This window comes from Phycicoccus sp. Root101 (assembly GCF_001426245.1).
Lineage (GTDB): Bacteria > Actinomycetota > Actinomycetes > Actinomycetales > Dermatophilaceae > Pedococcus.
Window position 1 is genome coordinate 467,268 of sequence record NZ_LMCM01000006.1, and the last position, 22,227, is coordinate 489,494.

Genomic DNA, 22,227 nt, shown 5'->3' on the forward strand with positions numbered 1-22,227 from the left:
TGCGGCTCAGGTGTCGACGCAGAGGTGGACGGTCACCACGTCGCCGACCTCGATCTGCTCGGCCCGCAGCACCGCGAACTTGAGCGGCACGGCATACGCACCGTCCTTGGGGAACAACGAGGTCGTCCACGTCGTCGGCCCGATCCGGGCCCGCACGGGGATCATGCCCCAGCCGTAGCTCACGCGGGACGCGACCGCCTCGAGCGCCCCGCACTCCTCGTCGGGGACGGTGACGAAGTGCCACGGCGACGGCCCTCGCCAGAACCACACGTCACCGCTGAACTCGAGCTCCATCGCAGCAGGATAGGGAGCAGCCGGCTGCCCGGTCCGGAGCCGGTTCGCACCTGCGCCCGTCACGGTCGCCAGTCGCTGGGCGGGTCCTCGCCGACCAGTCCGTCGACGGCCTCCCGGAGGAGGTCGGCGTGCCCGGTGTGGCGGCCGTACTCCTCGACCAGGTCGAAGACCAGCCGACGCAGGCTCGCGTGCCGTCCGTCGGGGGCCGTCACATGGGCCTCCTGCTCCAGCCCACCCTCGGCGACCGCTGCGGCCAGGGTGGCCCGGGACCTCGCGACCGCGCCGTCCCACAGGGCGTACAGCTCCTCGGGCGTGTCGGCGGCGGCGGACCGGAAGTGCCACCCCTCGTCGTCGTCCTGGTCCATCTCCGTCCAGGGCGACCCCAGCGGCTCCCCCTTGAGCTTCGTCGTGAAGACGTGGTCCTCGCAGGCGGCCAGGTGCTTGAGCAGGCCTCCCAGGGTCAGGGACGACGCCCCGACGCTGGTGTCCAGGCCCTCGCGGTCGAGCCCGCCCGCCTTCCAGCGGAACGTCGTGCGCAGCCGGTCCAACGCTCCTGTCAGGTGCTCCAGCTCGGTGCCGGCGAACGGTGGTTCCCAGCTCGGCGGAACCCATTGCGCTGCAACGCCGTCCGGGGCGGCAGCCGGTCCGGTGTCGGTGCTCTGCTCGGTCGTCATGGGTGCACGGTACGGCGGGTTCCGGACGGATCGCTTCCGCAACGTGTGCCAATCTGTTCACGTGGACACCACGAACCCGACCGCCCGGGCCCTGCTCTGCCTGGAGCTGCTGCAGGACTCACCGGGCATCACCGCGGACCGCCTCGGCGAGCGGCTCGGGGTCACGTCACGCGCGGCCCGCCGCTACGTCGGCATCCTCCGCGAGGCCGGGATCCCCGTCCAGTCCACCCGGGGCCCGTACGGCGGCTACCGCGTGGGTCGGGGTCTGCGGCTGCCCCCGCTGACGTTCAGCTCCGCCGAGGCGCTCGGTCTGGTCATGGCCGTTCTCGACGGTCACCACGACGCCGGCAACCCCGCCGACCCCGTCGGCAGCGCCTTGGCCAAGATCCTCCGGGCCCTGCCCGACTCCGTTGCCGCACAGGCGGATGCCGTCCGCCGCACGGCTGCCTCCGCACCCGACCGGGCTGCGGCCCGCCCGGACCCGACCACGGCCGCCACCCTGGTGGACGCCAGCGCGGAGCACCACCGGGTCAGGGTCACCTACCACTCGGAGTCAGGTCGCACGTGGGACGTGGAGGTCGACCCGTGGGCGGTCGTCGTCCGCCACGGACGCTGGTACCTGCTCTGCCTCACCCGCCCCACGTCCGACGAGGCGGCGGTGCGGACGTACCGCGTCGACCGGGTCTCGGCCGTCGAGGTGCTCGACCTCACCTTCACCCCTCCCCCGGACCTCGACCCCGTCGCCCTCCTCGAGCGGCACCTCGCGACGGGCTGGGAGTATGCCGTCGACGTCCTGGTCGAGGCCCCGGTCGAGATCGTGTCGCACTGGCTCCCCCGGGCGCTGGGGCGGCTCGAGCTGGTCGACGAGCGGACGACGCGGCTGGTCGGGACGACGAGCAGCCTGTGGTGGTACGCCGAGCAGCTGGCGGTGCTGCGCGCACCGTTCCGGATCGTCGGGTGCACCGAGCTCCAGGAGGTGGCCCGGGCCGTCGGCGCGCAGCTGCTGGCCGCCGGCACGCCGGGCGGTGCGGGTCAGCCCCAGAGCGCCAGCTCGTCCTGACGCGGCCAGGTCGACACCTTCACGGCGGACACGTCCGACGAGGGCTCCTCCGGCGACGCGCCGAACGTCCTGACGAGCGGCTCGTCGGGCGCCCAGGACGGCCACCCCGGGTCGCCACCCTTGGCGAACTCGACCCAGGCCCGGTGCATCGCGTCCGCCACCGGCTGCGGCGCCGCCCCACCCGCCATCAGCGCCCCGGCGCCGAGCGTGTCGAAGACGAACGGCAGCTCGAGGGCGTGGCAGGCGCCGAGGTCGGCCAACGGTGTCCGCCAGGCGAACTCGTACACGTGCACCGGCGCCCCGACGCCGTGCTGGGCCGCGGCGAGCTGCGCCGTGGGGACCCGGAAACCGGCATCGGTGAGGATGGCCGCAGCGACGTCGCCCGCAGACGCCTCAGGACGGTTGCGCACGTACGTCTCGACCGCGTGCTCCGGCCAGCCGTAGCGTGCTGCGAGGAACGGCAGGGCCGGCTCGGAGATCGTGGCGGCGACTCCGGTCGGCACCATGAACAGACGCATCTCCTCGGTCGTCGTGCCGATGAGCAGCGGCACCCCCGCGGCCGACCCCGCCGCGATCCGGGTCGCCGGGACCTCGGGCACGACGTCACCGTCCACGACGGGGAACAGACTCATGATGCCGAGACCGCCGCGCAGGACAGAGGAACCCCAGCGGGCCGGGTCGGGGTCGGCCTGGACCGCCAGCGTCAGGGCCCCCTGGGCCGCGGCAACGGCTTCGGGATCCAGCGCTGCGAACGCCTCCGCCGTGGCGGGCACACCGAGGATCGCAGCGAGCTCGACCCCCACCCGTCGGGCGTCCTCGAGTGCGCAGACGGCCGTGCCGCCTCCGGACTGGACGATGGCACGGTGGAAGAGACCTCCTGCAGCAGGCGAGGCCATCAGCGTCGCGACGCTCATGCCGCCCGCCGACTCACCGAAGACGGTCACGTCCTCGGGGTTGCCGCCGAACGCCGCGACGTTGTCGCGCACCCACCGCAGAGCGGCGACCTGGTCGCGGAGACCGAGGTTGGTGGGAGCACCGTCCAGCACGGCAAAGCCCGGCGCGCCGAGGCGGTAGTTGACCGAGACGAGGACGACCCCGTCACGGGCGAAGGCCGAACCGTCATACGTGGCAACGCTGTTCGCGCCTCGGACGAACGCCCCACCATGGATCCAGACCATCACGGACAGGTCCGTCCCGCCCTCCGACGGCGCCCACACGCTGACGTTGAGGTACTCGTCCCCCGGGGCCACCGAGGCCGGCAGGAACTGGTCCATCGGGCTCGGGTACGCCGTCTGGGCTGCGCTCGGCCCGTGCACGCCCGCGTCGCGTTCCACCTCCCACGGCACGACGGGCTGCGGCAGCCGGTACCGGTCGGCGCCCACGGCCGGCGCGGCATACGGGAGTCCGAGGAAGGCGTCGACACCGTCGCGTCTGGTGCCGCGAGCGAGTCCACCGGTGACGTTCACGACAGGGGCCATCTGCTCATCCAACCAGCCGTGGCCTGCCCCGGCACGGGAGCCGGTGGTTAGCCTGAGGCGGTGAGGCGCCCACCCGAGCACGACGACGTCATCGCCGGCGCGGTGGCCGAGGCCGACCGGCGCCGTGACCGGTCCGACCGCGACCTCAGGACCACCGTCGCGCACTTCCGGGCCACCGTCGGCCCCGTCTGCACCGCCTGGGACCTCACCGCCCGCGCGTGGTTCGACGGCGGAGCGGGGGCTCCGACGCTCGACGTGGTGCGCGTGGACGGCACCGGGGCGGTGCTCAAGATCGCGGACCCCGGCGCCCTCGACCGGGCTGCGACGGTCATGCTCGCCGCCGAGGGGCGTGGCTACGCCGAGGTCCTGGCCTGGGACGAGGCGGCCGGCGCCCTGCTGACCGAGCGGCTCGGCGCCGACCTCTGGACCGAGCACCGCACGGTGTCCGCGCAGGTCGAGGTGGTCGCGCCCCTGCTCCTCGAGGCGTGGCAGGTGCCGGCCGGGTCAGGGAAACGGTTCGAGGGCAAGGCTGCCGGTCTCGTGGCCATCCTCGACGACCTCGGACCCAGGTACGGCGGCGGACACGAGGGTGCCCTCGCCCTGGCCTCGGCCCACGCGCACGAGCTCGCGACGACAGAGCGACCGGAGGTGGTCTGCCACGGCGACCCGCACGGCGGGAACGTCCTGCGGCGAGGGACCGGCTGGGCCCTGATCGACCCGGACGGCTTCGTCGGGGAACGCGCCTACGACCTCGGGGTGGCGCTGCGCGACGCCTGCCACGAGCTGCGCGACCTGGAGGAGGCCGAGCCCGGCTCGGGCACCGACCTGTTGCGACAGGGGTGCGAGCACGCCGCAGAGCTGGCCGGGGTGGAGGCGGAGCGTGTCTGGCGCTGGGCCTACGTCGAGCGGGTGACGACCGGGCTGTACCTCGCGTGGCACGGGTACCCGGAGGAGGCCCGGACGTTCCTCGACACCGCGAGCACGATCGCGGCCGGGGGCTGAGGTCAGCCCTCGTGGTCGTGGGCGTACTCCACGTCGTACGCCGGTCCGAGCTCGAGCTGCAGGTCGCGCGACAGCCGGCGCCCGGAGCTGACCCAGTCCGAGTAGGAGTCCTGCTGCGGCGCGGTGCGGGTGCGGTCGTGCAGCTCCTCCCAGCGACGCGCCCAGGCGAGCAGGTCCGCGGTCAACCGCGGCGAGAGCGGGAGGGTCTCGAGGTCGACCATGCCCTGCTTGGTCCAGACCGGGTCCGCGTTCCAGTCGGCCATGACGGTGAGCTCCATCCGGCAGACCATGTCAGGGTCGCAGGGTCGCCACCTGCCGTTATGCGTGCCCTTTGCCATCTCCTTGACGACTCCGGACCATGTCGAGGACCAGCCGTGGGGCGAGGGGTGGGGTCGGCGCTCAGGCGCCGGAGGACCGCCCGGGGGCGCGCCCGGCGGCGCCCCCTTCCTCCCGCAGCCGTGGCTCCGTCCGGCGCTCGGGGTGGATGCCCCTTTTGTCCCGGTAGAAGGCTCGGACCTGGTCCATGACCACCACGACGTCCTCGTCCGCCACGATGGTCGGACCGAATCCCGCTGTGCGCGAGGGGCCGTCGATGAACGCCAGGGCGATCGGCAGCCGCGCCTCGCGGGCGATGCGCCAGAAGCCGGACTTCCAGTACTCGCCCTTCGTTCGGGTCCCCTCGGCGGCCAGGATCAGCAGGAACGGCTCTCCGCTGCGCGCCTCGCGCACGAGGTCCCGCACCACGGCACCGGGGTTCTCGCGGTCCAGGGAGACCCCGCCGAGCCGGGGCAGCAACCACCCCAACGGCCCCCTGAACAGGCTGTGCTTGATGAGGACCCGCGGGGTGACCCCGCCGCGCCACATGATCAGCAGCATCATGACGAAGTCCCAGTTGGACGTGTGGGGGGCCCCGACGAGGATGCCGCTGCGGGGCACCTCGCCGACGGCGGTCCACCGCGAGAGCCGCAGCACCGCCCTGGCCAGTCGGCTCCTCATGGCACGTCCCTTCGTGGGGCTTGCTGCCCCGAGGGGACCAACCTACGGGGCGCGGGCCGGCGCAGGGCCCGGTGGTCACCGACCGCGCCCACCGTGCCCGGCGTCAGGACACGGCGGCCTTCACCAGCGCGACGACCTTCTTCTCGACCGCGGGGCTCCACCGCAGCAGGGCGAACGAGGCCGCCCACATGTCACCGTCGTCGAGGTTCGCAGCGTCCTGGAAGCCCAGGGTCGAGTAGCGGTAGTTGAACTTGCCCGAGTCCTGGAAGAACAGGACGACCTTGCCGTCCGCGTTCGCGTAGGCGGGCATGCCGTACCAGGTCTTCGGCAGCAGGTCGGGCGCGGTCGTCGTCACGGCGACGTGGACGCGTTCGGCGAGGGCACGGTCGTCGGGCGCCATCGCCGCGATCTTGTCGAGCAGGTCCTGCAACCCGTCCGCCAGCTTCGCGCCCTTCTTCCCCTCGGCGCGCAGCTCCGCGGCCCGTTCCTTCATCGCGGCACGCTCCTGCGCGGTGAACCCGTCCGTGGTGCCGGCGTTCTTGGTGTCGGCGGTCTTGGTGGCCATGTCATCGTCCCCTCGTGGTGTGATCCCGGTATGGCGCCTTCCGGGCCCCTCGATGGAAGGCTAGGCCGCTCACCCCCGCCCGTGCTTCTCGATTCCTGACCGGATCGGCACGTCAGCACCGACCGGGTGTCGGGGCCCGCGAGTACCGTCGACACCGTGAAGGAGACGGCACGCGAGGTCGACGATCTGCAGGTCCTGATGGACGCGTCCCACGCGGCCGGCACGAGCCACCTGCGCGAGATCATCACCGGCGACCGCCGTCTCACCGCCGCGCAGGTGGTGGCCGCCCTGGACGGGATGAAGGTGCTGAGCCTGGCCACCGTCACGGCCAGGGGTGAACCCCGGGTGAGTGCCGTGGACGGGCACTTCCTGCACGGGTGCTGGACGTTCGGCACCGACGGTCGGGCTGCCAAGGCCCGTCACCTCGAGGCTCGACCCGCGGTGAGCGCTGCCCACCTCGACGGTGAGCGACTCGGGGTCTTCTGCCACGGACGAGCCGTCCTGCTCTCCCCCGGCGACCCGACCTGGGACGAGACCATCGCGCACTGGACGGCCCACTACGGCTCGGACCCGACCACGTGGAGCGACGACATCCGGATGTACCGCCTCGAGCCCAGCTGGCTCGTCGGTTACGGGACGGTCGCCCCGCCCGACTGACCGGGGGCGGCTGCCAGCACGACACAGGCACCCAGGGCCAGCAGCAGCGCGAGCACCGCCGGTGCTGCCCAGCCCGGACGGACCGCGTCGCCGAGGACCCACACGCCGACGACGGCCGGTAGGGCGACCTCGACCACCCAGAGGATCGCGGTCGCCGGACCGACCGAGCCGTGCTCCAGCGCTCCCGTGTAGCCGATCATGCCGAGGGCCCCGTAGCCGAGCACAGCCCAGGCCAGGGGTTCGTGCAGCAGGCTCGCCCAGTCGCCGGACCCGTGGGCGGCGCGGGCGCACAGGGCCGCACCCGAGAAGGCGACGCCGCCGAGGACCGCCAGCTCCGTCGAACGGGCACGGCGCCCGGCGAGCACCGTCGCCACCGCCAACACCCCCAGGGAGACGAGCATGACCGGGCTGAAGGGCCGTGGCGGTCGCACCGCCGACAGCGGTCCGGCACCGGCGGCCAGGACGACGAGGGCGGCGGTGATGACGGCCGCCGCGACGCCTTCCCGGCGGCGGACCCGGACGCCGAGGACGAGGCGGGCGAGGACGACGGTCACGGCCAGCGAGCCCGCGAGCAGGGCCTGGACCGCGAACAGCGGCAGCTGGCGCAGGGCCACGAGCGAGCCCATCCACGCGACCGCGTCGAAGGCGAGACCGGCGACGTAGGTCGGTTGGCGCGCCACGGCGACGCCACTGGCCCGGGAGGCGCCCACGCTCTGCAGGACCGACCCCGCGCCATACCCGAGGGTGCCGACAAGGGCGGCGAGGAGGGCGAGGATCACAGGTGGACCCTACGTCGGTGGCCACGGGGCGCCGACGTGACGGCAGTCGTCCCCGGCGCCGGGGGCGGTGCTCGCCCCGGCCGCCTCAGCCGCGGTACTGCTCGACGAGTGGACAGCTGAAGGGATCACGGTTTCCCGGGCCGACGGAGTCGAGGTACCTGACGACGATGGCGTACGAGGCCATCAGGGTGGTCTCGGTGTACGTGACCCCGCGTTCGGCACAGAACTGCTGGACGAGGGGACGGGCGCGGCGCAGGTTGGCCCTCGGCATCGACGGGAACAGGTGGTGCTCCACCTGGTAGTTGAGCCCGCCCATGAGGAACGTGACGAGCCACCCGCCGCGGATGTTCCGCGACATGAGCACCTGGCGGCGCAGGAAGTCGATCCGGGCGTCCCGTGGCACGATCGGCATCCCCTTGTGGTTGGGCGCGAAGGCGGCACCGAGCAGGAACCCGAACAACCCCAGCTGGACCGCGAGGAACGCGAGCGCCTTGACGGGGTCGAGCACGAGCAGCAGGACCACGACGTACCCGGCCAACCGCACGGCGACCAGCCCGAGCTCGAGCCGGCGCCACGGGAGCTCACGACGCTGCAGCAGCACGCGCACACCGGCCTGGTGGAGGTTGAGTCCCTCGAGCAGCAGGAGGGGGAAGAACCACCAGCCCTGGTGGTCGGCGAACCAGCCGGGGAACCCCGTGCGGTCGGCGGCGGCCTCACGGGTGAAGGCGATCGCCCCCGGAGCGATGTCCGGGTCCCGACCCACCTGGTTCGGGGCGCTGTGGTGCCGGTTGTGCTTGTGGGTCCACCACGCGTAGCTGAGGCCGACCACGCCGCAGGACAGGCAGCGCGCCAACCACTCGTTGCCCTTCCTCGTGCCCAGCACCTGCTGGTGGGCTGCCTCGTGACCGAGGAATCCGAGCTGGGCAAGGACCAGCGCGAGCCCGGCCGCGGTGCCCAGCTGCCACCACGAGTCGCCCAGGACGACGAGGAGCGCGCCGGTGCCGGTCAGCGCCGCACCCAGGGACACCAGCAGCACGAGGTAGGGCAACCGTCGGCGCTGCAGCAGGCCGGCCCCGCGGATCCGCTCGGACAGGAGGGCGTAGTCGCTGGGGGGTCGCGGTCGCCGTGGGGCGACGCGCTGGGTCGCGGACGGTGCGCTGGTTGCCGCTGGTGGCTGTTCCATGGGACCTCGTGTCGGCGTCGTGCCGCCGGGTCCAGGGCAACTCTCGAGCTGGTCCTCCGACTGAAGCACGCACGGCGACGCGCCGCAACCCCGGGGGCGGCCACCTGTGTCGCGGCCGTGCCCCGGGGTGCGGACCGGTCACGCTCAGGCGCGGACCGGACGAGGTCTACCGCTTCACGACGACGACCTCGAACTGCGTCGCCGTGGGCGGGAAACCGGTGTCGAACTTGGCGTTCGCCAGGACGAGCCGGCCGCCGACACGGGCCACCGTGGTGGGTGTCTCGAAGAGAGGACTCGTGATGACCTTGCGCACCGTGGCCGACGACAGGTCCTTGGCCAGCCGGGCCTCGACGACCAGGTTGTCGTTGTTGCGCACCGACCACAGGGTCCGCCCGTCGAGGAGGATGCCGTCGACGTTCGGAACGCTCAACCCCGCGACGGCCCGGCTCGCCCCGGTGCGGGGGTCGACGACGTTGACGGCACCTTGGGCGCTGTGGGCGACGAGCAGCCGCGAACCGTCCTGCGTGGCCTGGATGCCGTTGTTGTTGAACGCGCCGGCGAGCTCTGCGGCGGGCCCGCTCAGGGAGAGGGTCCGGAAGGCGCCGGGCGTGCCGTGCCTGACGGGGACGAAGTACAGCACCGCCCGCGCGGAGTCGGTGAACCACGCACCCTTCTCCGTGAGTGCGACGTCGTTAATGAAGGTGGGGGCTGCAGCGAAGGTGTACGACGCCACCGGCATCCCCGTGGAGGTGCTGTAGACGTAGCCCTGGCCCGTCGGGCCTCCGGCGACGAACAGCAGGTGGTCGTCGCGGTCCACCTTCATGCCGGTGGCGAAACGGCCGGCCGGTGCATCGATGAACTTGGCCGCGGTGCCCTTGCCGACATCTCCGCGGAAGACGTCGCCCGTGAGCAGGTCCCCAGCGTAGAAGGTCGAGCCGCCACCGCTGGCGACCCCCTCGGTGCCCGTGGCGCCGGGTAGGACGATCGCCCGGTCCACGTGGTGGCGGTGGTCGGCGTGGTCGTCATGGTCGGCCGTCGCCGGTGGAGCGGCGAGGGCCAGCGTGGCGGCCGCCGCGAACACGGCAGCCAGCAGGGACGTCTTCCTCAGTGCGGTCATCGGTGGTGCCTCTCTGGTCGCGCACCGCGACGGGTGCGGTCCTGCATGGTGGTCTGGCCGTCCCGGCCCCGCTCCCGGGTGGCAGGAGGTAGGACGACGGTCGCGGACCCCGCGTTCACCCACCCCCTCGGGTCGCGACGAGGGTGAGCTTGCGGATGCGCCCCTGCTCGAGCCAGTGGGTCCAGAGCCGGTGGGCCGTCAGTAGGTCGTCGAGGAAGGCGTCGCCGAGATGCGCTCGGATGTCCCCCGCGTGCTCCGAGAACGCGCGGGTCAGGGCTCGGGCGGCAGTGTGGTGGGCACGGGTGCTGTCGGTCTCCCACGTCACCCTCAGGCCGGCGTCCTCCAGGGAGGACCTCAGCTCGGCGTCCGGCACCGGCCAGACCGTGTCGGACGCCGGCATGAGGGACCGTTCCGCCGCCGTGAGGGGCGCCCCGGTCTCGACGGTGCAGGCGAACCGGCCACCGGGGACGAGGGCGCCGGCGACCGCGCCCAGCAGGGGCGCCTTGTCGGCGAACGCGAGCATCGTCTCCAGGAGCAGGACCACGTCGAACCCGCCCTCGGGCACCGGTGGGACGTCGGCGATGGTGAACCGGCACCGGGGGCCGGCCCGCCTGCGTGCCACGGCGATCGCGTCCGGGGAACGGTCGACCCCGAGGTAGGTGCAGCCGAGCGCCTCGGCGATGAGCCGGCCGGGACCCGCGACACCGCAGCACAGGTCCAGGACCGAGGTCCCCGCCCCGATGGCGGCCCTGGTGGCGAGGTCCCGGATCTCGGTCGCCCGCATGAAGCTCTCCTGCCCGACGTACTCGCCGGGCTCGTAGGCCTCGAGGCGGGCGGCGAGCAGCCCGGCCTCGACCACCTCCCGGCCGATGGTCCTCACCTGATGGCCCGGGTGGGTGGGGCGCTCGCGACGCCGGCCGCGGGAGCGGTCTGCCCGGCCGTGACCACCTCCGGCGACCGGTCGCCGAACGCGCCCAGGAACCGGTCCCTGAACGCGTCCATGCGCCATACCGGCGCCCGGGGACCGGGGCGCAGGCCGTCCTGCCAACCCCACGAGGAGATGCGGGCCAGGACGGAGGGATCGCGAGCCAGGACGGTGACGGGCACGTCGTGGTTGCCCCCGAACCCGCTGACGATCGTGGCGGGCTGGTGGTCGCCGAGGAGGACGAGCACGAGGGAGTCGCTGCCGTACCGCTCGACGAAGCCGAGCAGGGCCGTGAGGGAGTACTCGATCGAGTCCATGTAGGCCGCCGGGACCCGCTCGCGGTGGCTCCAGAGGTGGGACGCGGACTCGGCCCCGGCGTGCACGGCATCGAAGACCGTGCCGTCCCCCAGGTCGTCCCACCCCACCATGCGTGGCAGCGGCGCCCACGGCCCGTGGCTCGACGCGAGGTCGATCTCGGCCATGACCGGGGACGTCCGGCCCGGGCCGAGCTCGCGCCGCCCGAACGCGTCGAGGGCGTACTGGTCGGGCATCGAGGAGAACCCGAACGCGGGCCCGGCGTACCCGAGGTCCGAGCTGTCGTAGATGGTGTCGAACCCGTAGTACCGCTGCCCCTGCGGCCAGGTCCCCCGGTTCGAGGGGAGCAACCCCACGGTCCGCCACCCCGAGCGAGCGAACACGCTGGGCAGGGTGGTGTGGTTCCCCGCGAGGAGCGTGTCGTAGCTGGTCTGGTTGTCGACCCACACCCCCGACAGGAAGGTGGAGTGGGCCAGCCAGCTGACTCCCCCGAAGGTGGAGGACGTGAGGTAGGCACTTCGCGCGGCATACCCGGAGGCCCCGAGCCGGGCCGAGGCCGCGTCGAGCATCGTGCGGACGCCCGCCGACGCGTCACCCTCGACGGCCACCCGGCCGTAGCTCTCGACGAAGGCGACGAGGACGTCCTTGCCGGCCAGGCCCGCGAGGTCACCGGTCCGCTGGTCCGCGTATGCGTCGTGCCGCACCGCCGCGTCGAAGGCGCGCTGCTCGCGCAGCGACGTCGAGATGCCGCGCGCCTGCCCCACCGCGAAACCGAGGGCTGCCCTGGCCGCGACCGGCTCGTCCTTCCCGACCTGTGCCCCGGACACCGCCGTGAGCGCCCAGGCGACGGTCAGGGCGACGACGGCGAGAGCGGACCGCCTGCGTCGGCGCCGAAGCTGCCGCGCGAGACGACCCACCGAGGCGGTGACGCCCGCGACGATGGCGAGCAGGAGCACCACCGCGCCCGCCTGCGCGCCGGTGGCCGCCCACGGACCGTAGGACGCACGGACGAAGTCGACCGCGGCCCCGAGGTGACCGGCGTCCGTCACGAGGTCGACCGGTCGGTCCAGCACCTCGACGAACGCCAGCTCAACGACCTCCAGCACCCCCAGCAGGCCCAGCGCGAGTCCAGCGACCCGGGCCACCACCCTCGAGGACCTCCCCGAGAGGACCACGACGAGGGCCGCCAGGGCGAGGCCCTCGACAGGGAGCCGCAGGAACGCCACCGGCGCCAGCCGGCCCGGCTCGACCGGGGCCACGAGGACGACCCAGACCAGCGCGACGGCTACGGTGTCGACGACGACGCCCCCGACACGACGCCACGACAGGCCCCGAATCTGCACGGCACCCACGGGGGCGGTGACGCGGTGCCGCCACAGCCACCAGACGTCACGGCCGAACGACTCGGCCAGCAGCACCAGCCCGCCAATGACGGCGGTGACCACGAACCAGTGCGGACCGGCATCGGCAGCCGCGACGGTCAGCACGATCCCCACGGACGCCGTCACCACCTTGCGCCAGTAGCGGAACGGCAGCTGCGCGCGGAGCCAGGGCAGTCCCCAGCCGGCCACCGCGAACAGGTACCGCACCAGGCCGGCGAGCAGGACCCACGGACCTAGGTCGGGTGCCACGTAGACGCTCAGCACGAGGATGAGGAACGCGTCGACCTCACCGTCGAAGCGGCCGCCGAAGGCCGACGTGGTCCCGGTGCGCCTGGCGACCCAGCCGTCGAGGGCGTCGAGCAGCAGGGCCACCACGGTGATCGGCACCAGCAGCGCGGTGGTGCGTCCGTGCAGCAGGGCATCGGCCGTCAGGGCGGCCACGGCGCAGGTGATGACCGCGCGACCGAGGGTCACGGCGTCGGCCGGACCCGGGTCGACGCCGGCAGCCCGCAGGCCACGGGCGACGACGAGGTTGACGGTGACGCCGCACAGCAGGCCGACGACCCACCCCGTGGCGGTCAGGCCGACGCTGTTCCCGACCACGGCCAGCAGCACGGCCACGCCGACGACCCCGGCCCCGGTGAGGCGACGCACCGTCAGCACAGCGCCTCCCCATCTGGACGTGGAACCGTTCTGGGCGTACAGCATTACTACGGTCGTCATCGGTGGTCGGTTCACCGGCCGGATCCACGAGCAGGAATCCACCGGCGGTGGGTCCGCCGACCGCGACGCGAGGAGGTGCGGTGGAGGACGGACACGGTCGGGCGACCCCGACCTGGCTGGCGCTGCGCGAGCCTGCCGATGCCGCGGCGAGATCGAGCGAGCTGGTCGACGCACTGGTCGACGCGCTGGCTGGCACCGACCCCGACGCCGACCTTGCGGCTGCAGGTCGTCGGCGCGAGCGGAGGGCACCGGGGCGCCGGCTCGTCGTCCATGACCTCGGGTGCGGGACGGGGTCGATGTCCCGGTGGCTTGCCCCGCTGCTCCCCGGACCGCAGCACTGGGTGCTGCTCGACCGCGACGCCGACCTGCTCGCCGTGGCCGCGACGAGGGTGCCGGAGCGGGCGGCCGGCGGAGCTGCCGTGACCCTCGAGAGCCACCAGAGGGACATCACCCGACTCGGCCCCGACGGGCTCTCGGGGAGCGACCTGGTCACGGCCTCGGCGCTGCTGGACATGCTGACCGGTGCCGAGCTCGACCGCTTCGTCCGCTCGTGCGCGGCAGCGCGCTGCCCGGTCCTGGTCACCCTGAGCGTCGTCGGGAGGGTCTCCCTCGAGCCCGCTGATCCCTTCGACCGGCAGGTGGAGGCGGCGTTCAACGCCCACCAGCGCCGGACGGTGGGCGGCCACCGGCTGCTCGGTCCCGACGGCGCCCGCGCCGCGGTCGACGCGTTCGGTCGCCTGGGGTTCGACGTGCTGCGGCGGCCGAGTCCGTGGCTGCTGGAAGCGCAGGACCGCGAACTCGTGCGCGAGTGGTTCACCGGCTGGCTCGGTGCCGCACTGGAGCAGGACCCGTCCCTGGTCGCACGTGCGGGCACCTACGCGGAGCGTCGCCTCGCAGAGGCCTCTGCGGGCCGACTCGCGGTCACGGTGCAGCACGAGGACGTGCTCGCCCTGCCCCGGTGAGCTGCGCGAGGTCCAGGGTGTGGTCACCGTGGCGCGCCTTCGCGGCGAGGTAGCGCACGTTGGCGTCGCTCACGTGCAGCCCCGTGGGGACCTGGGTGACGACGTCGATGCCGAGGCGCCGCAGCTGGGCGACCTTGTCCGGGTTGTTCGTCAGCATCGCGACCCGCGGCTGCCCGAGGGCCAGGAGCATCTGCGCAGCCACCGTGTAGTTGCGCTGGTCCACGGCGTACCCGAGCGCGACGTTGGCCTCGTAGGTGTCGAGCCCCACGTCCTGCAGCACGTAGGTGTCCAGCTTGGCGTAGAGGCCGATGCCGCGTCCCTCCTGCCGGAGGTAGAGCAGGAAGCCCCCCTCGGTCGCCAGCTGCCCGATGGACTCACGCAGCTGGGCACCGCAGTCGCAGCGCTGGCTGCCGAAGACGTCCCCGGTCAGGCACTCACTGTGCAGCCGGACCGGGGTGGCGGGCGAGCTCCCCACTGCCGTATGGCGTTCCGCGTACCTCCCGAGCCCGAACGCGAGGTGCTCGAGCCCGTCGACGAGTCCGTTGAAGGTGACCACCCTCGCCGTCGTCGTGGAGCCGTCCGGGAGCGCCAACGGGACCTCGACCTGGGTCCGGATCGACGCAGGGGGTGGGGGCGACGGCAGCGGCACCAGCATCTCGACCCTCACCCCTCGCCGTACCGGGGGGACAACGCGTACCTCAGCAGGGCCACGTCGTCGATCTGACGCACCTCGGCCAGGGTCGCCCGGCGGGCGACGCTCCACGGGAACGCCCCGTCGCCGACGAAGCGCGGCGCGGCCGACTCCCCCACGAAGAAGGGCGCCACCACGAGCTGCAGCTCGTCGCCGAGACCCTGAGTGAGCATCTGCGTGTGGACGGTGCCCCCGCCCTCCACCATGAGTCGGCGCACCCCTCGCGCGTGCAGCTGCTCGGCCACCCACCGGAGCTCGACCGGCTCGCCCGCGTCGATCACCGTCGCCACGCCTGCGAGTCGTTCCCGCGTCGTGGCGAGGGCCGGCCTCGCGCAGAACACCAGCTTCTCGCCGTCACCGCTGGCGAAGAACTCCGCAGCAGGGTCGAGGCACCCGTGCCTGGTGACGGTCACCTTGACCGGGGAGGGCGACCACCCGCGGGCCACCCGTTCGGCCTGTCGCTGCTGCGACCGCACGAGCAGCCGCGGGTCGTCGCAGCGGATCGTCCCTGCACCGACGAGGATGGCGTCGGAGTCGGCGCGCTCACCGTCCACCCGGTCGAAGTCCGCGAGGTTCGACAGCTGCAGCCGCCCGCGCGAGGCGCTGCCGAGGTACCCGTCCAGCGACATGCAGCAGCTCAGCAACGTGTACGGGCGGTCAGCCACGGCGCCCTCCCCGTACCCGGCCGGCCGCCGACACCAGCAGGACGACCGCACCCGGGAGGGCCCCGACGAAGACGATCACGCCGTAGACGACGGCCGTCGTGACACCCTGCTGTGCGCCCATCCCCGCTGCGCCGAAGCTCCACGCCGCGACGCCCTCGCGGGGTCCCCAGCCCGCCACGTTCGGCAGTCCCATGGCCAGCAGGACCACGAGCGCGAGCGGGAGGACCGCCGCGGTGGCCGCGCTCGCCCCCGCCGTCCGTGCCGCGACCAGGAACGTCAGCACGTGCCCCGCCAGGGCCACCACCGATGCGAGCAGCACGCGCGACGAGGTGTGCCGGGTGAGGAGCACCGCACGGAGGTCACCCGACCCCGGGATCGCCGACCACCGGCGGCTCCTGTCGCCGGTGGGTCTCGAAGATCCCCCACGACGTGCAGCCAGGGTGACCAGGGTGATGACGAAACCCGTTGCCAGCACGGCGATCGCGGCCAGGCGCACCTGATCCCTCACGGGCGAGGGCAGGACGGTCAACCCCGCGATCGCCACCGCGACGAGGACGACCTGGCCGGCCACCCGGTCCCAGACGACCGACCGCACGACCCGGCCCGTGTCCCCCACGGCGCTCCCACGGCGCAGGGCGCGATCGACGTCCCCGACCACGCCGCCGGGCGTCGCGACGTTGAGGAACTGCGACCGGTAGTAGGCGGCCACCGCCGCAGTGAGCGGCACCGGCACCCCGAGGCTCCGGGCCACGAGGGTCCACCGCCACGCGCAGCAGACGGTGGTGACGAGGGCGACGCCGCAGCCCACGGCGAGGGACCGTGCGTCCACCCGGGACAGCCCGGCAAGGAACGCGTCCGTCCCGACCCGCCAGCCCACGGTCGCGAGGACGGCCACCGCCACGGCAGCGCGCACCCAACCCCACCGACTCAGGCGTCCGGCTCGGGCCGTGGCGGGACGACGATGATCCCTGTCCACTGGCGGACACCACCTTCCCTCGGAGGGCGCTCAGTGGGTACACGGAGGAGCCGCCCCGGAGGTTCACGCCGACAGGGCGGCGGGCTCCAGGACGGCGGAGACCGTCCGGGCCGTCGCCGTCCACGACGGCAGCGTGGCTCGGCGGCCGAGGGCCGCCCGGCGCCACCGGTCCCGCAGGTCCGGGTCGCCGAGCCAGTCCCGGAGCGCACCGGTGAGGGCACGGGCGTCGCCTGCGGGCACGAGGCGTCCGGGCACCTCGCCGTCGGGAGCCGTCCCCAGTGCCTGCGCGACCCCGCCCACGGCGGTCGTCACCACCGGCAGCGCCCTCGCCAGCGCCTCGGTCACCACCAGCCCGTACGTCTCCAGCCGGGAGGGGTGGACGAGCAGGTCGGACGCGGCATACGTGTGCTGGAGCCGACCGGACGGCTGCGGGCCCACGAAGCGGACACGGTCGCCGATCCCCTCCTCCTCGCACCGGCGGGCCAACCGCCGCACGTGCCCCGGGTCGAGGTCGACGGCGCCTGCGCAGGTCATGCGCCAGGGAAGATCACGGACACCCGTCAGGGCCGTCACCAGCTCTTCGTGCCCCTTGGCCGGCACCACCGCCGCGACGGACAGCAGCTCGCGCCCCCCGGGGGCCCCGGGCGCGACGGGCGCGGGGTCCGACCCCGGTTCGGCGACCTGCACACGCTGTGGGGAGATCGCGTAGTGCTCGAGCAACCACTCCCGGCTCCAGTCGCTGGTCGCGACCACGGCGGCGGCACGGCGAAGGACCGCCCCCTCGGCATCGCGTCGGGTCCGGACGGGCACCGCGCCGCTCACGGTGTCAGCCGCACCGAGCGGAAGGTGCACGAGCACCACGACCCTCAGCCTCGACGACGCGGGCACGAGGAGCTCGGCCGTGCCCGAGGCGACGAGGCCGTCGAGCAGCACCGTCGCGCCGTCCGGCAGCTCGGCAAGGACTGCCGCCAGCCCGGCACGGGCCGCCGGGTCCGCGTCCGGCCAGGCTCCGGGCAGCAGGTGCCGGTGAACGCCCCAGCCGAGCTCGGCCAGGGCCGCACAGACCTTGGTGTCATAGGTGTTGCCCCCGCTGGGGTGCAGCGGGTCGTCGACGATGTCGGGCAGCACGACGTGGACGGTCCTCACAGGTCGAGCTCGTAGCTGGCCCAGGCGAGGTGGGACTCCCGCAACGTCACGGTGATCCCCGCCAGCCGACGTGCCCCCTCCCCGAGCCCGCCGGCACGGATGCGGACGGCGAGGGCGTCCGCGACCACCCGGGCCAGTGTCTCGGTCGTGGTGTTGAGCCCCGCCAGGGCGGGCACCTCGTCGAGGTTCCGGTAGCCGAGCTCCCCGAGCACCTCGTGCAGCTGCTCGGTTGCCCGCCCGATGTCGACGACGACGGAGTCCTCGTCGAGGGACGCGCTGCGAAAGCTCGCGTCGACCACGTAGGTGGCTCCGTGCAGGCGTTGGGCCGGCCCGAAGACCTCACCCCGCAGGCTGTGCGCGACCATCATGTGGTCCCGGACGGTCACGGTGAACATGGCGCCTCCGCGTCGTAGGTGATCGTGTGGCAGATCGCGGGGAGGCTGCCGTCGGCCAGCCGGCCCATGACCTCGGGCAGCGCGTCGAAGTCCGAACGGCCCGTGAGCAGCACGTCGAGGGCCGGGTCCCGCAGCAGCTCCAGCGCGAGGGCGCGCCGGTCGGCGGGCGAACGCCTCGGGCGTCGGGCCGCGGCCACCGCGCTGACCTGGCTGGCACGGATGGACAGCCGCCCCGAGTGGAACGAACCGCCCAGCGACACGGTGACCTCCTGGTCGCCGTACCAGCTGAGCTCCAGCACCTGACCCTCGGCGCCCAGCAGGTCGACGGCCAGCTGGAGCCCGGCCGACGTCGCGCTGGTGTGCACGGTGAGGTCGCAACCGCCGGCGAGGTCGCGGGCCCGTTCGGCGAGGGCGAAGCCGACCCCCAGGGCCGACGCCACCGCCTCCCGGGTGGGGTCGACGTCGACGAGCGTGACGCGGCTCCCCGGGACCCCTGCGAGCAGCCGCGCGACGCAGCACCCCACCATGCCCGCGCCCACCACCGCGACCCGGTCGCCGATGCGCGGTGCCGCGTCCCACAGGGCGTTCACGGCCGTCTCGACCGTGCCCGTCAGCACGGCCCGCTCGGGTGGGACGTCGTCGGGCACCACGGACACCGAAGCCGCCGGGACGACGTACGCGGTCTGGTGCGGGTGGAGCGCGAACACGCTGCGCCCCACCAGTTCTCGTGGCCCCTCCTCGACGACGCCGACACTGAGGTACCCGTACTTCACCGGCCACGGGAAGTCGCCCTCCTGGAACGGTGCCCGCATCGCGGCATACTCCCCGGGCGGCACCCGACCCTCGAAGACGAGGCGTTCGGTCCCCCGGCTCACTCCCGAGTGGGTGGCCCGGACGAGCACGTCGTCGGGCCCCACCGACGCCAGCCCGACGGGCCGGATCTCCCCCGTCGAGGGGCCCACCGTCCAGAAGGCGCGCGCAGCTCGGTGCACGCCAGCGACTGTAGCGGCCGGGCTGGCAGGATGACCCCATGGAACGTGTCCTCGGCATCGGCGGATGGTTCGTGCGGGCGACCGACCCGGAAGCCCTGGTGGGCTGGTACCGCGAGTGCCTCGGCCTCGACCTCGACGAGCACGGTTCGTGGCAGCCGCAGGCCGGGCCCACCGTCGTCGCGGCGTTCCCTTCCGACACGGACTACTTCGGCTCCCCCAGCCAGCAGGTGATGCTCAACTTCCGGGTGAGTGACCTGGACGCCATGCTGGCGCAGCTGCGGGCCCACGGCGCCGCGGTCTCCCCCGAGACGCAGGACATGGACGGGGTCGGCCGGTTCGGCTGGGTCACCGATCCTGAGGGCAACCGGTGGAGCTCTGGCAGCCCGCCTGATCCCGGGCCACCCGTGCCCTAGGGTCGGATCGTCGCCGCGAGAAGAGTGAGGTGACCCGTTGCCGACCCCCCTCGTCCGCACCAAGCTGCACGTCCCTCCCGCGCGCGACGACCTGGTCCCCCGGCCACGGCTGTCCTCCCGGCTGTCGGCCCCCTCGGCCGGCCACCCCGACCGACGCTCCGGGGGCCTCCACGGCTCCGTGGGCCCGCGGCTGGTGCTGGTGTCGGCGCCACCCGGCTTCGGCAAGTCCACGCTCCTCGCGACCTGGGCGGCCACGGCAGCGGCCGCCGGGCGCGCCGTCGCGTGGGTGTCGTTGGAGTCCTCCGAACGCCACCCCGACACCTTCTGGGCCCACGTCGTCGCAGCCCTCGAGCAGGCCGCCCCGGGGGTCGGTGCGGGCGCGGCGACCCTGCTCGACGACGGACGTACCCCGGTCCGTGCCGCGATCACCCTGCTGCTCAACGAGCTCGCGGCCCACCCCGACGGGATCGACCTCGTCCTCGACGACTACCACCAGGTCGACGGCCCGCAGGTCGCGGCCGATGTCGAGTTCCTGCTCCAGCACCTGCCCCCGCAGGTGCGGCTGGTGATCGGCACGCGTGCCGACCCCGACCTCCCGCTGGCCCGGTTGCGGGCCCGCGGCGAGCTGCTCGAGGTCCGGGCCGCAGACCTGCGCTTCACCGGCGACGAGGTGACCGCCTACCTCAACGGCGTCGTGGGCCTGGGTCTGCGGGCCAGCGACATCGTGGCCCTCGAGGGCCGGACCGAGGGGTGGATCGCGGCCCTGCAGCTGGCGGCCCTGTCGCTGCGGGACCGTCCTGATCCCACCGCCTTCATCGCGGGTTTCGCCGGCGACGACCGGTACGTCGTCGACTACCTCGTGGAGGAGGTGGTGGCCCGCCAACCCGAGGAGGTGCGCCGGTTCCTGCTCGACACCTCGGTCCTCGACCGCCTCAGCGGTCCGCTCTGCGATGCCGTCACCGGGGGCGACGACGGCCGTTCCGTGCTGCAGCAGCTCGAGCGGTTGAACCTCTTCGTCGTCCCCCTCGACGACACCCGGCAGTGGTACCGCTACCACCACCTCTTCGCCGAGGTGCTGCGCTCCCACCTCGACGACGAGGCGCCGGGGCGCGCCGTCGAGCTCCACGGGCGCGCAGCCCGCTGGTATGCCGCCCACGGCGAGCCCGAGGCGGCGGTGCGTCACGCCGTGGCCGGCCACGATGTCGAGCTCGCGGCCGACGTCGTCGAGGGGTGCGTGATCGGCATGCTGCGCGACCGCCGGGAGAGCACCGTCCGACGCTGGATCGCCGACATCCCCGCGGTGGTCGCGCACCGGCGCCCGGTCCTGGCGCTCGGGCTCATCGGGGCCCTCATGTCCAGCGGCGAATTTGCCGATGTCGAGGAGCGCCTGGGCGACCTCCAGTCGGTCCTCGACGACCCCCCACCGGACACGCGCGTGCTGGTCGCCTCGGAGCTCCCACGCCTGCGAGGGGCGATGGAGACCTACCGGGCGGCGCTCGCCCTGGTCCGCGGCGACCTGGCCGGCGCCACCGCCCACGCCGACCTCGCGGTGGCGCGGGCAGCGCCCGGTGACGACCTCACCGTGGCTGCCGGGTCAGCCCTGTCCGGTCTGGCCTCGTGGGCCACGGGGGACCTCGACACCGCCCACCGCGGCTACTCCGCCGCGGTCGCGGGCCTGCGCCGGGCCGGCAACCACTCCGACGTGCTGGGCTGCTCGATCACCCTGGCCGACCTGCGCATCACCCAGGGACGTCTCGGTGATGCGGTGGACACCTACGAGGGGGCCCTGCGCCTGGCGGAACAGCACTCGGAGGGCGGCGCCCTGCGAGGCAGCGCGGACATGATGGTGGGCCTGGCCATGGTCGCCCTCGAGCGCGGTGAGCTGTCGGCCGCCGCGGAGCACCTCCGTCGCGCGGACGAGCTCGGCGAGCCCAACGGGCTGCCCCAGCATCCCTACCGCCTGCGCGTCGCCCGGGCCGGCCTGCTCCGGGCGACGGCAGACCCGGCGGGGACGATCCGTCTGCTCGAGGAGGCGGACCGCGTCTACGTCGGGGACTTCTCACCGAACGTCCGGCCCGTCCCGGCGCAACGGGCCAGGGCGCTCCTCGCCGTGGACCGTCTCGTCGACGCCCTCGACTGGGTGCGCGAGCAGCACCTCGGCGCGGACGACGAGCTCCACTACGTGCGGGAGTACGAACACCTCACTCTCGCGCGGATCCTGTTGCGCCAGAACGCACTCGAAGGTTCGACCCGCATCCTCGGAGCGGCCGAGGACCTCCTCGGCCGGCTCCACGAGGCGGCCCAGGGCGGCGGGCGGACCGGGACGGTGATCGAGACCCTGGTCCTGCAGTCCCTCGCCCACCGGGCCCGGCACGGCCGTCGGGACGAGCCCGGCGCCATACGCGTCCTCGAACAGGCCGTGCGCCTGGCGGAGGTGGAGGGCCACGTCCGCGTCTTCGTCGACGAGGGGTCGCCGATGCGCAGCCTGATGGAGGCGTTGGTCCGCGCGAACCCGACGTGGGGCCACCCTCGTCGAGTCCTTGACGGATTCCGTTCTGTGCCAACACCTCCCGCACCGGCAGTGCAAGGGTTGGTCGACCCCCTGAGCGGGCGAGAGCTCGACGTGCTCCGGCTGCTGGCGAGCGACCTCGACGGGCCTGCCATCGCGCGCGAGCTCGTGGTGTCGCTCAACACCGTCCGCACCCACACCAAGAGCATCTACGCCAAGCTCGGCGTCAACAGCCGGCTCACCGCCGTGACGCGCGGCCGAGAGCTCGGCCTGCTCCCCGACCGACGCTGACGGCCCCACCCGGGGGGCGCCGCCCGGGACCCCCCTG

23 protein-coding genes are annotated in these 22,227 nt (G+C 73.6%); 6 read left to right on the forward strand and 17 right to left on the reverse strand.

Going from position 1 to position 22,227, the window contains the following annotated elements:
* Positions 1 to 6: 6 nt before the first annotated feature.
* On the reverse strand, positions 7 to 294 hold the full coding sequence (locus tag ASC58_RS09580) for a DUF1905 domain-containing protein (protein ID WP_056919098.1): 288 nt from the start codon (positions 292 to 294) through the stop codon (positions 7 to 9).
* Between the two features lie 59 nt (positions 295 to 353).
* Complete coding sequence (locus ASC58_RS09585) at positions 354 to 968, reverse strand: DUF664 domain-containing protein (protein WP_082553120.1); 615 nt, start codon at positions 966 to 968, stop codon at positions 354 to 356.
* Positions 969 to 1,029: 61 nt separating this feature from the next.
* On the opposite strand from ASC58_RS09585, the gene ASC58_RS09590 reads away from it, so the two are divergent.
* Positions 1,030 to 2,028, forward strand: coding sequence for a YafY family protein (locus ASC58_RS09590; protein WP_056919099.1), 999 nt, complete (start codon positions 1,030 to 1,032; stop codon positions 2,026 to 2,028).
* Here ASC58_RS09590 and ASC58_RS09595 read toward each other — a convergent pair.
* Positions 2,001 to 3,506 carry a carboxylesterase/lipase family protein gene (locus ASC58_RS09595; RefSeq protein WP_056919100.1) on the reverse strand — a complete coding sequence of 502 codons (1,506 nt, stop codon included), beginning with the start codon at positions 3,504 to 3,506 and terminating at the stop codon, positions 2,001 to 2,003. The two genes, ASC58_RS09590 and ASC58_RS09595, sit on opposite strands and share 28 nt — an antisense overlap.
* 60 nt (positions 3,507 to 3,566) lie before the next feature.
* Between ASC58_RS09595 and ASC58_RS09600 the strand changes: the two genes are divergently transcribed.
* Entirely contained in the window at positions 3,567 to 4,508 is a 942-nt protein-coding gene (locus ASC58_RS09600; RefSeq protein ID WP_056919101.1) for an aminoglycoside phosphotransferase family protein, read from the forward strand.
* Between the two features lie 2 nt (positions 4,509 to 4,510).
* Here the strand turns inward: ASC58_RS09600 and ASC58_RS09605 are convergent, their stop codons facing one another.
* The 3 genes from ASC58_RS09605 to ASC58_RS09615 form a co-directional block, all read right to left on the reverse strand.
* On the reverse strand, positions 4,511 to 4,786 hold the full coding sequence (locus ASC58_RS09605) for a hypothetical protein (protein WP_056914578.1): 276 nt from the start codon (positions 4,784 to 4,786) through the stop codon (positions 4,511 to 4,513).
* Positions 4,787 to 4,907: 121 nt separating this feature from the next.
* Positions 4,908 to 5,504, reverse strand: a complete 597-nt coding sequence (locus ASC58_RS09610) for a 1-acyl-sn-glycerol-3-phosphate acyltransferase (RefSeq protein ID WP_056914579.1) — start codon at positions 5,502 to 5,504, stop codon at positions 4,908 to 4,910.
* A gap of 103 nt (positions 5,505 to 5,607) precedes the next feature.
* The gene (locus tag ASC58_RS09615) at positions 5,608 to 6,069 is read right to left on the reverse strand and encodes an iron chaperone (protein ID WP_056914580.1); all 462 of its coding nucleotides are present in this window, start codon (positions 6,067 to 6,069) and stop codon (positions 5,608 to 5,610) included.
* A gap of 156 nt (positions 6,070 to 6,225) precedes the next feature.
* Here ASC58_RS09615 and ASC58_RS09620 point away from each other — a divergent pair, with 156 nt between their 5' ends.
* Positions 6,226 to 6,726 carry a pyridoxamine 5'-phosphate oxidase family protein gene (locus ASC58_RS09620; RefSeq protein WP_056919270.1) on the forward strand — a complete coding sequence of 167 codons (501 nt, stop codon included), beginning with the start codon at positions 6,226 to 6,228 and terminating at the stop codon, positions 6,724 to 6,726.
* Here ASC58_RS09620 and ASC58_RS09625 read toward each other — a convergent pair.
* The 5 genes from ASC58_RS09625 to ASC58_RS09645 all read right to left on the reverse strand — a co-directional run bounded on the left by ASC58_RS09625 (position 6,699) and on the right by ASC58_RS09645 (position 13,165).
* Positions 6,699 to 7,505, reverse strand: coding sequence for a hypothetical protein (locus tag ASC58_RS09625; protein ID WP_056919102.1), 807 nt, complete (start codon positions 7,503 to 7,505; stop codon positions 6,699 to 6,701). The two genes, ASC58_RS09620 and ASC58_RS09625, sit on opposite strands and share 28 nt — an antisense overlap.
* Positions 7,506 to 7,590: 85 nt before the next feature.
* The gene (locus ASC58_RS09630) at positions 7,591 to 8,688 is read right to left on the reverse strand and encodes an acyl-CoA desaturase (protein ID WP_082553121.1); all 1,098 of its coding nucleotides are present in this window, start codon (positions 8,686 to 8,688) and stop codon (positions 7,591 to 7,593) included.
* A 166-nt stretch (positions 8,689 to 8,854) separates the two neighbouring features.
* A complete protein-coding gene (locus ASC58_RS09635; RefSeq protein ID WP_056914582.1) occupies positions 8,855 to 9,805 on the reverse strand; it encodes a hypothetical protein in 951 nt (316 codons plus the stop codon).
* A 115-nt stretch (positions 9,806 to 9,920) separates the two neighbouring features.
* Positions 9,921 to 10,685, reverse strand: a complete 765-nt coding sequence (locus tag ASC58_RS09640; protein WP_200947769.1) for a class I SAM-dependent methyltransferase — start codon at positions 10,683 to 10,685, stop codon at positions 9,921 to 9,923.
* Positions 10,682 to 13,165 carry a CDP-alcohol phosphatidyltransferase family protein gene (locus ASC58_RS09645; RefSeq protein WP_200947770.1) on the reverse strand — a complete coding sequence of 828 codons (2,484 nt, stop codon included), beginning with the start codon at positions 13,163 to 13,165 and terminating at the stop codon, positions 10,682 to 10,684. Before ASC58_RS09645 ends, ASC58_RS09640 begins: the two co-directional genes overlap by 4 nt.
* Before the next feature lie 65 nt (positions 13,166 to 13,230).
* Here ASC58_RS09645 and ASC58_RS09650 point away from each other — a divergent pair, with 65 nt between their 5' ends.
* Entirely contained in the window at positions 13,231 to 14,112 is an 882-nt protein-coding gene (locus ASC58_RS09650) for a class I SAM-dependent methyltransferase (RefSeq protein ID WP_056919104.1), read from the forward strand.
* Here ASC58_RS09650 and ribA read toward each other — a convergent pair.
* The 6 genes from ribA to ASC58_RS09680 all read right to left on the reverse strand — a co-directional run bounded on the left by ribA (position 14,072) and on the right by ASC58_RS09680 (position 18,977).
* The gene (ribA, locus tag ASC58_RS09655; RefSeq protein WP_369796218.1) at positions 14,072 to 14,779 is read right to left on the reverse strand and encodes a GTP cyclohydrolase II; all 708 of its coding nucleotides are present in this window, start codon (positions 14,777 to 14,779) and stop codon (positions 14,072 to 14,074) included. The two genes, ASC58_RS09650 and ribA, sit on opposite strands and share 41 nt — an antisense overlap.
* Positions 14,776 to 15,468 carry a dihydrofolate reductase family protein gene (locus ASC58_RS09660; protein WP_082553123.1) on the reverse strand — a complete coding sequence of 231 codons (693 nt, stop codon included), beginning with the start codon at positions 15,466 to 15,468 and terminating at the stop codon, positions 14,776 to 14,778. Before ASC58_RS09660 ends, ribA begins: the two co-directional genes overlap by 4 nt.
* Positions 15,461 to 16,381 (reverse strand): lysylphosphatidylglycerol synthase transmembrane domain-containing protein, encoded by a 921-nt coding sequence (locus ASC58_RS09665; protein ID WP_235529163.1) that lies wholly within the window; start codon positions 16,379 to 16,381, stop codon positions 15,461 to 15,463. The genes ASC58_RS09660 and ASC58_RS09665 overlap by 8 nt, the downstream gene beginning before the upstream one ends.
* Before the next feature lie 126 nt (positions 16,382 to 16,507).
* On the reverse strand, positions 16,508 to 17,590 hold the full coding sequence (locus ASC58_RS09670; RefSeq protein WP_056919105.1) for a glycosyltransferase family 4 protein: 1,083 nt from the start codon (positions 17,588 to 17,590) through the stop codon (positions 16,508 to 16,510).
* Entirely contained in the window at positions 17,587 to 17,985 is a 399-nt protein-coding gene (locus ASC58_RS09675; protein ID WP_056919106.1) for a 6-carboxytetrahydropterin synthase, read from the reverse strand. The genes ASC58_RS09670 and ASC58_RS09675 overlap by 4 nt, the downstream gene beginning before the upstream one ends.
* Positions 17,973 to 18,977 (reverse strand): zinc-binding alcohol dehydrogenase, encoded by a 1,005-nt coding sequence (locus ASC58_RS09680; RefSeq protein ID WP_056919107.1) that lies wholly within the window; start codon positions 18,975 to 18,977, stop codon positions 17,973 to 17,975. The genes ASC58_RS09675 and ASC58_RS09680 overlap by 13 nt, the downstream gene beginning before the upstream one ends.
* Before the next feature lie 38 nt (positions 18,978 to 19,015).
* On the opposite strand from ASC58_RS09680, the gene ASC58_RS09685 reads away from it, so the two are divergent.
* The gene (locus tag ASC58_RS09685; protein ID WP_056919108.1) at positions 19,016 to 19,390 is read left to right on the forward strand and encodes a VOC family protein; all 375 of its coding nucleotides are present in this window, start codon (positions 19,016 to 19,018) and stop codon (positions 19,388 to 19,390) included.
* 37 nt (positions 19,391 to 19,427) lie between these two features.
* Positions 19,428 to 22,190, forward strand: a complete 2,763-nt coding sequence (locus tag ASC58_RS09690) for a LuxR C-terminal-related transcriptional regulator (protein WP_056919109.1) — start codon at positions 19,428 to 19,430, stop codon at positions 22,188 to 22,190.
* Positions 22,191 to 22,227: the final 37 nt, after the last annotated feature.

Excerpts from the sequence above, each read along its gene's own strand:
- ASC58_RS09610 (WP_056914579.1), bottom strand. The coding sequence starts at position 5,504 with ATGAGGAGCCGACTGGCCAGGGCGGTGCTGCGGCTCTCGCGGTGGACC.
- ASC58_RS09615 (WP_056914580.1), bottom strand. The coding sequence starts at position 6,069 with ATGGCCACCAAGACCGCCGACACCAAGAACGCCGGCACCACGGACGGG.
- ASC58_RS09630 (WP_082553121.1), bottom strand. The coding sequence starts at position 8,688 with ATGGAACAGCCACCAGCGGCAACCAGCGCACCGTCCGCGACCCAGCGC.
- ASC58_RS09580 (WP_056919098.1), bottom strand. The coding sequence starts at position 294 with ATGGAGCTCGAGTTCAGCGGTGACGTGTGGTTCTGGCGAGGGCCGTCG.
- ASC58_RS09605 (WP_056914578.1), bottom strand. The coding sequence starts at position 4,786 with ATGGAGCTCACCGTCATGGCCGACTGGAACGCGGACCCGGTCTGGACC.
- ASC58_RS09585 (WP_082553120.1), bottom strand. The coding sequence starts at position 968 with ATGACGACCGAGCAGAGCACCGACACCGGACCGGCTGCCGCCCCGGAC.
- ASC58_RS09595 (WP_056919100.1), bottom strand. The coding sequence starts at position 3,506 with ATGGCCCCTGTCGTGAACGTCACCGGTGGACTCGCTCGCGGCACCAGA.
- ASC58_RS09635 (WP_056914582.1), bottom strand. The coding sequence starts at position 9,805 with ATGACCGCACTGAGGAAGACGTCCCTGCTGGCTGCCGTGTTCGCGGCG.
- ASC58_RS09675 (WP_056919106.1), bottom strand. The coding sequence starts at position 17,985 with ATGTTCACCGTGACCGTCCGGGACCACATGATGGTCGCGCACAGCCTG.
- ASC58_RS09685 (WP_056919108.1), top strand. The coding sequence starts at position 19,016 with ATGGAACGTGTCCTCGGCATCGGCGGATGGTTCGTGCGGGCGACCGAC.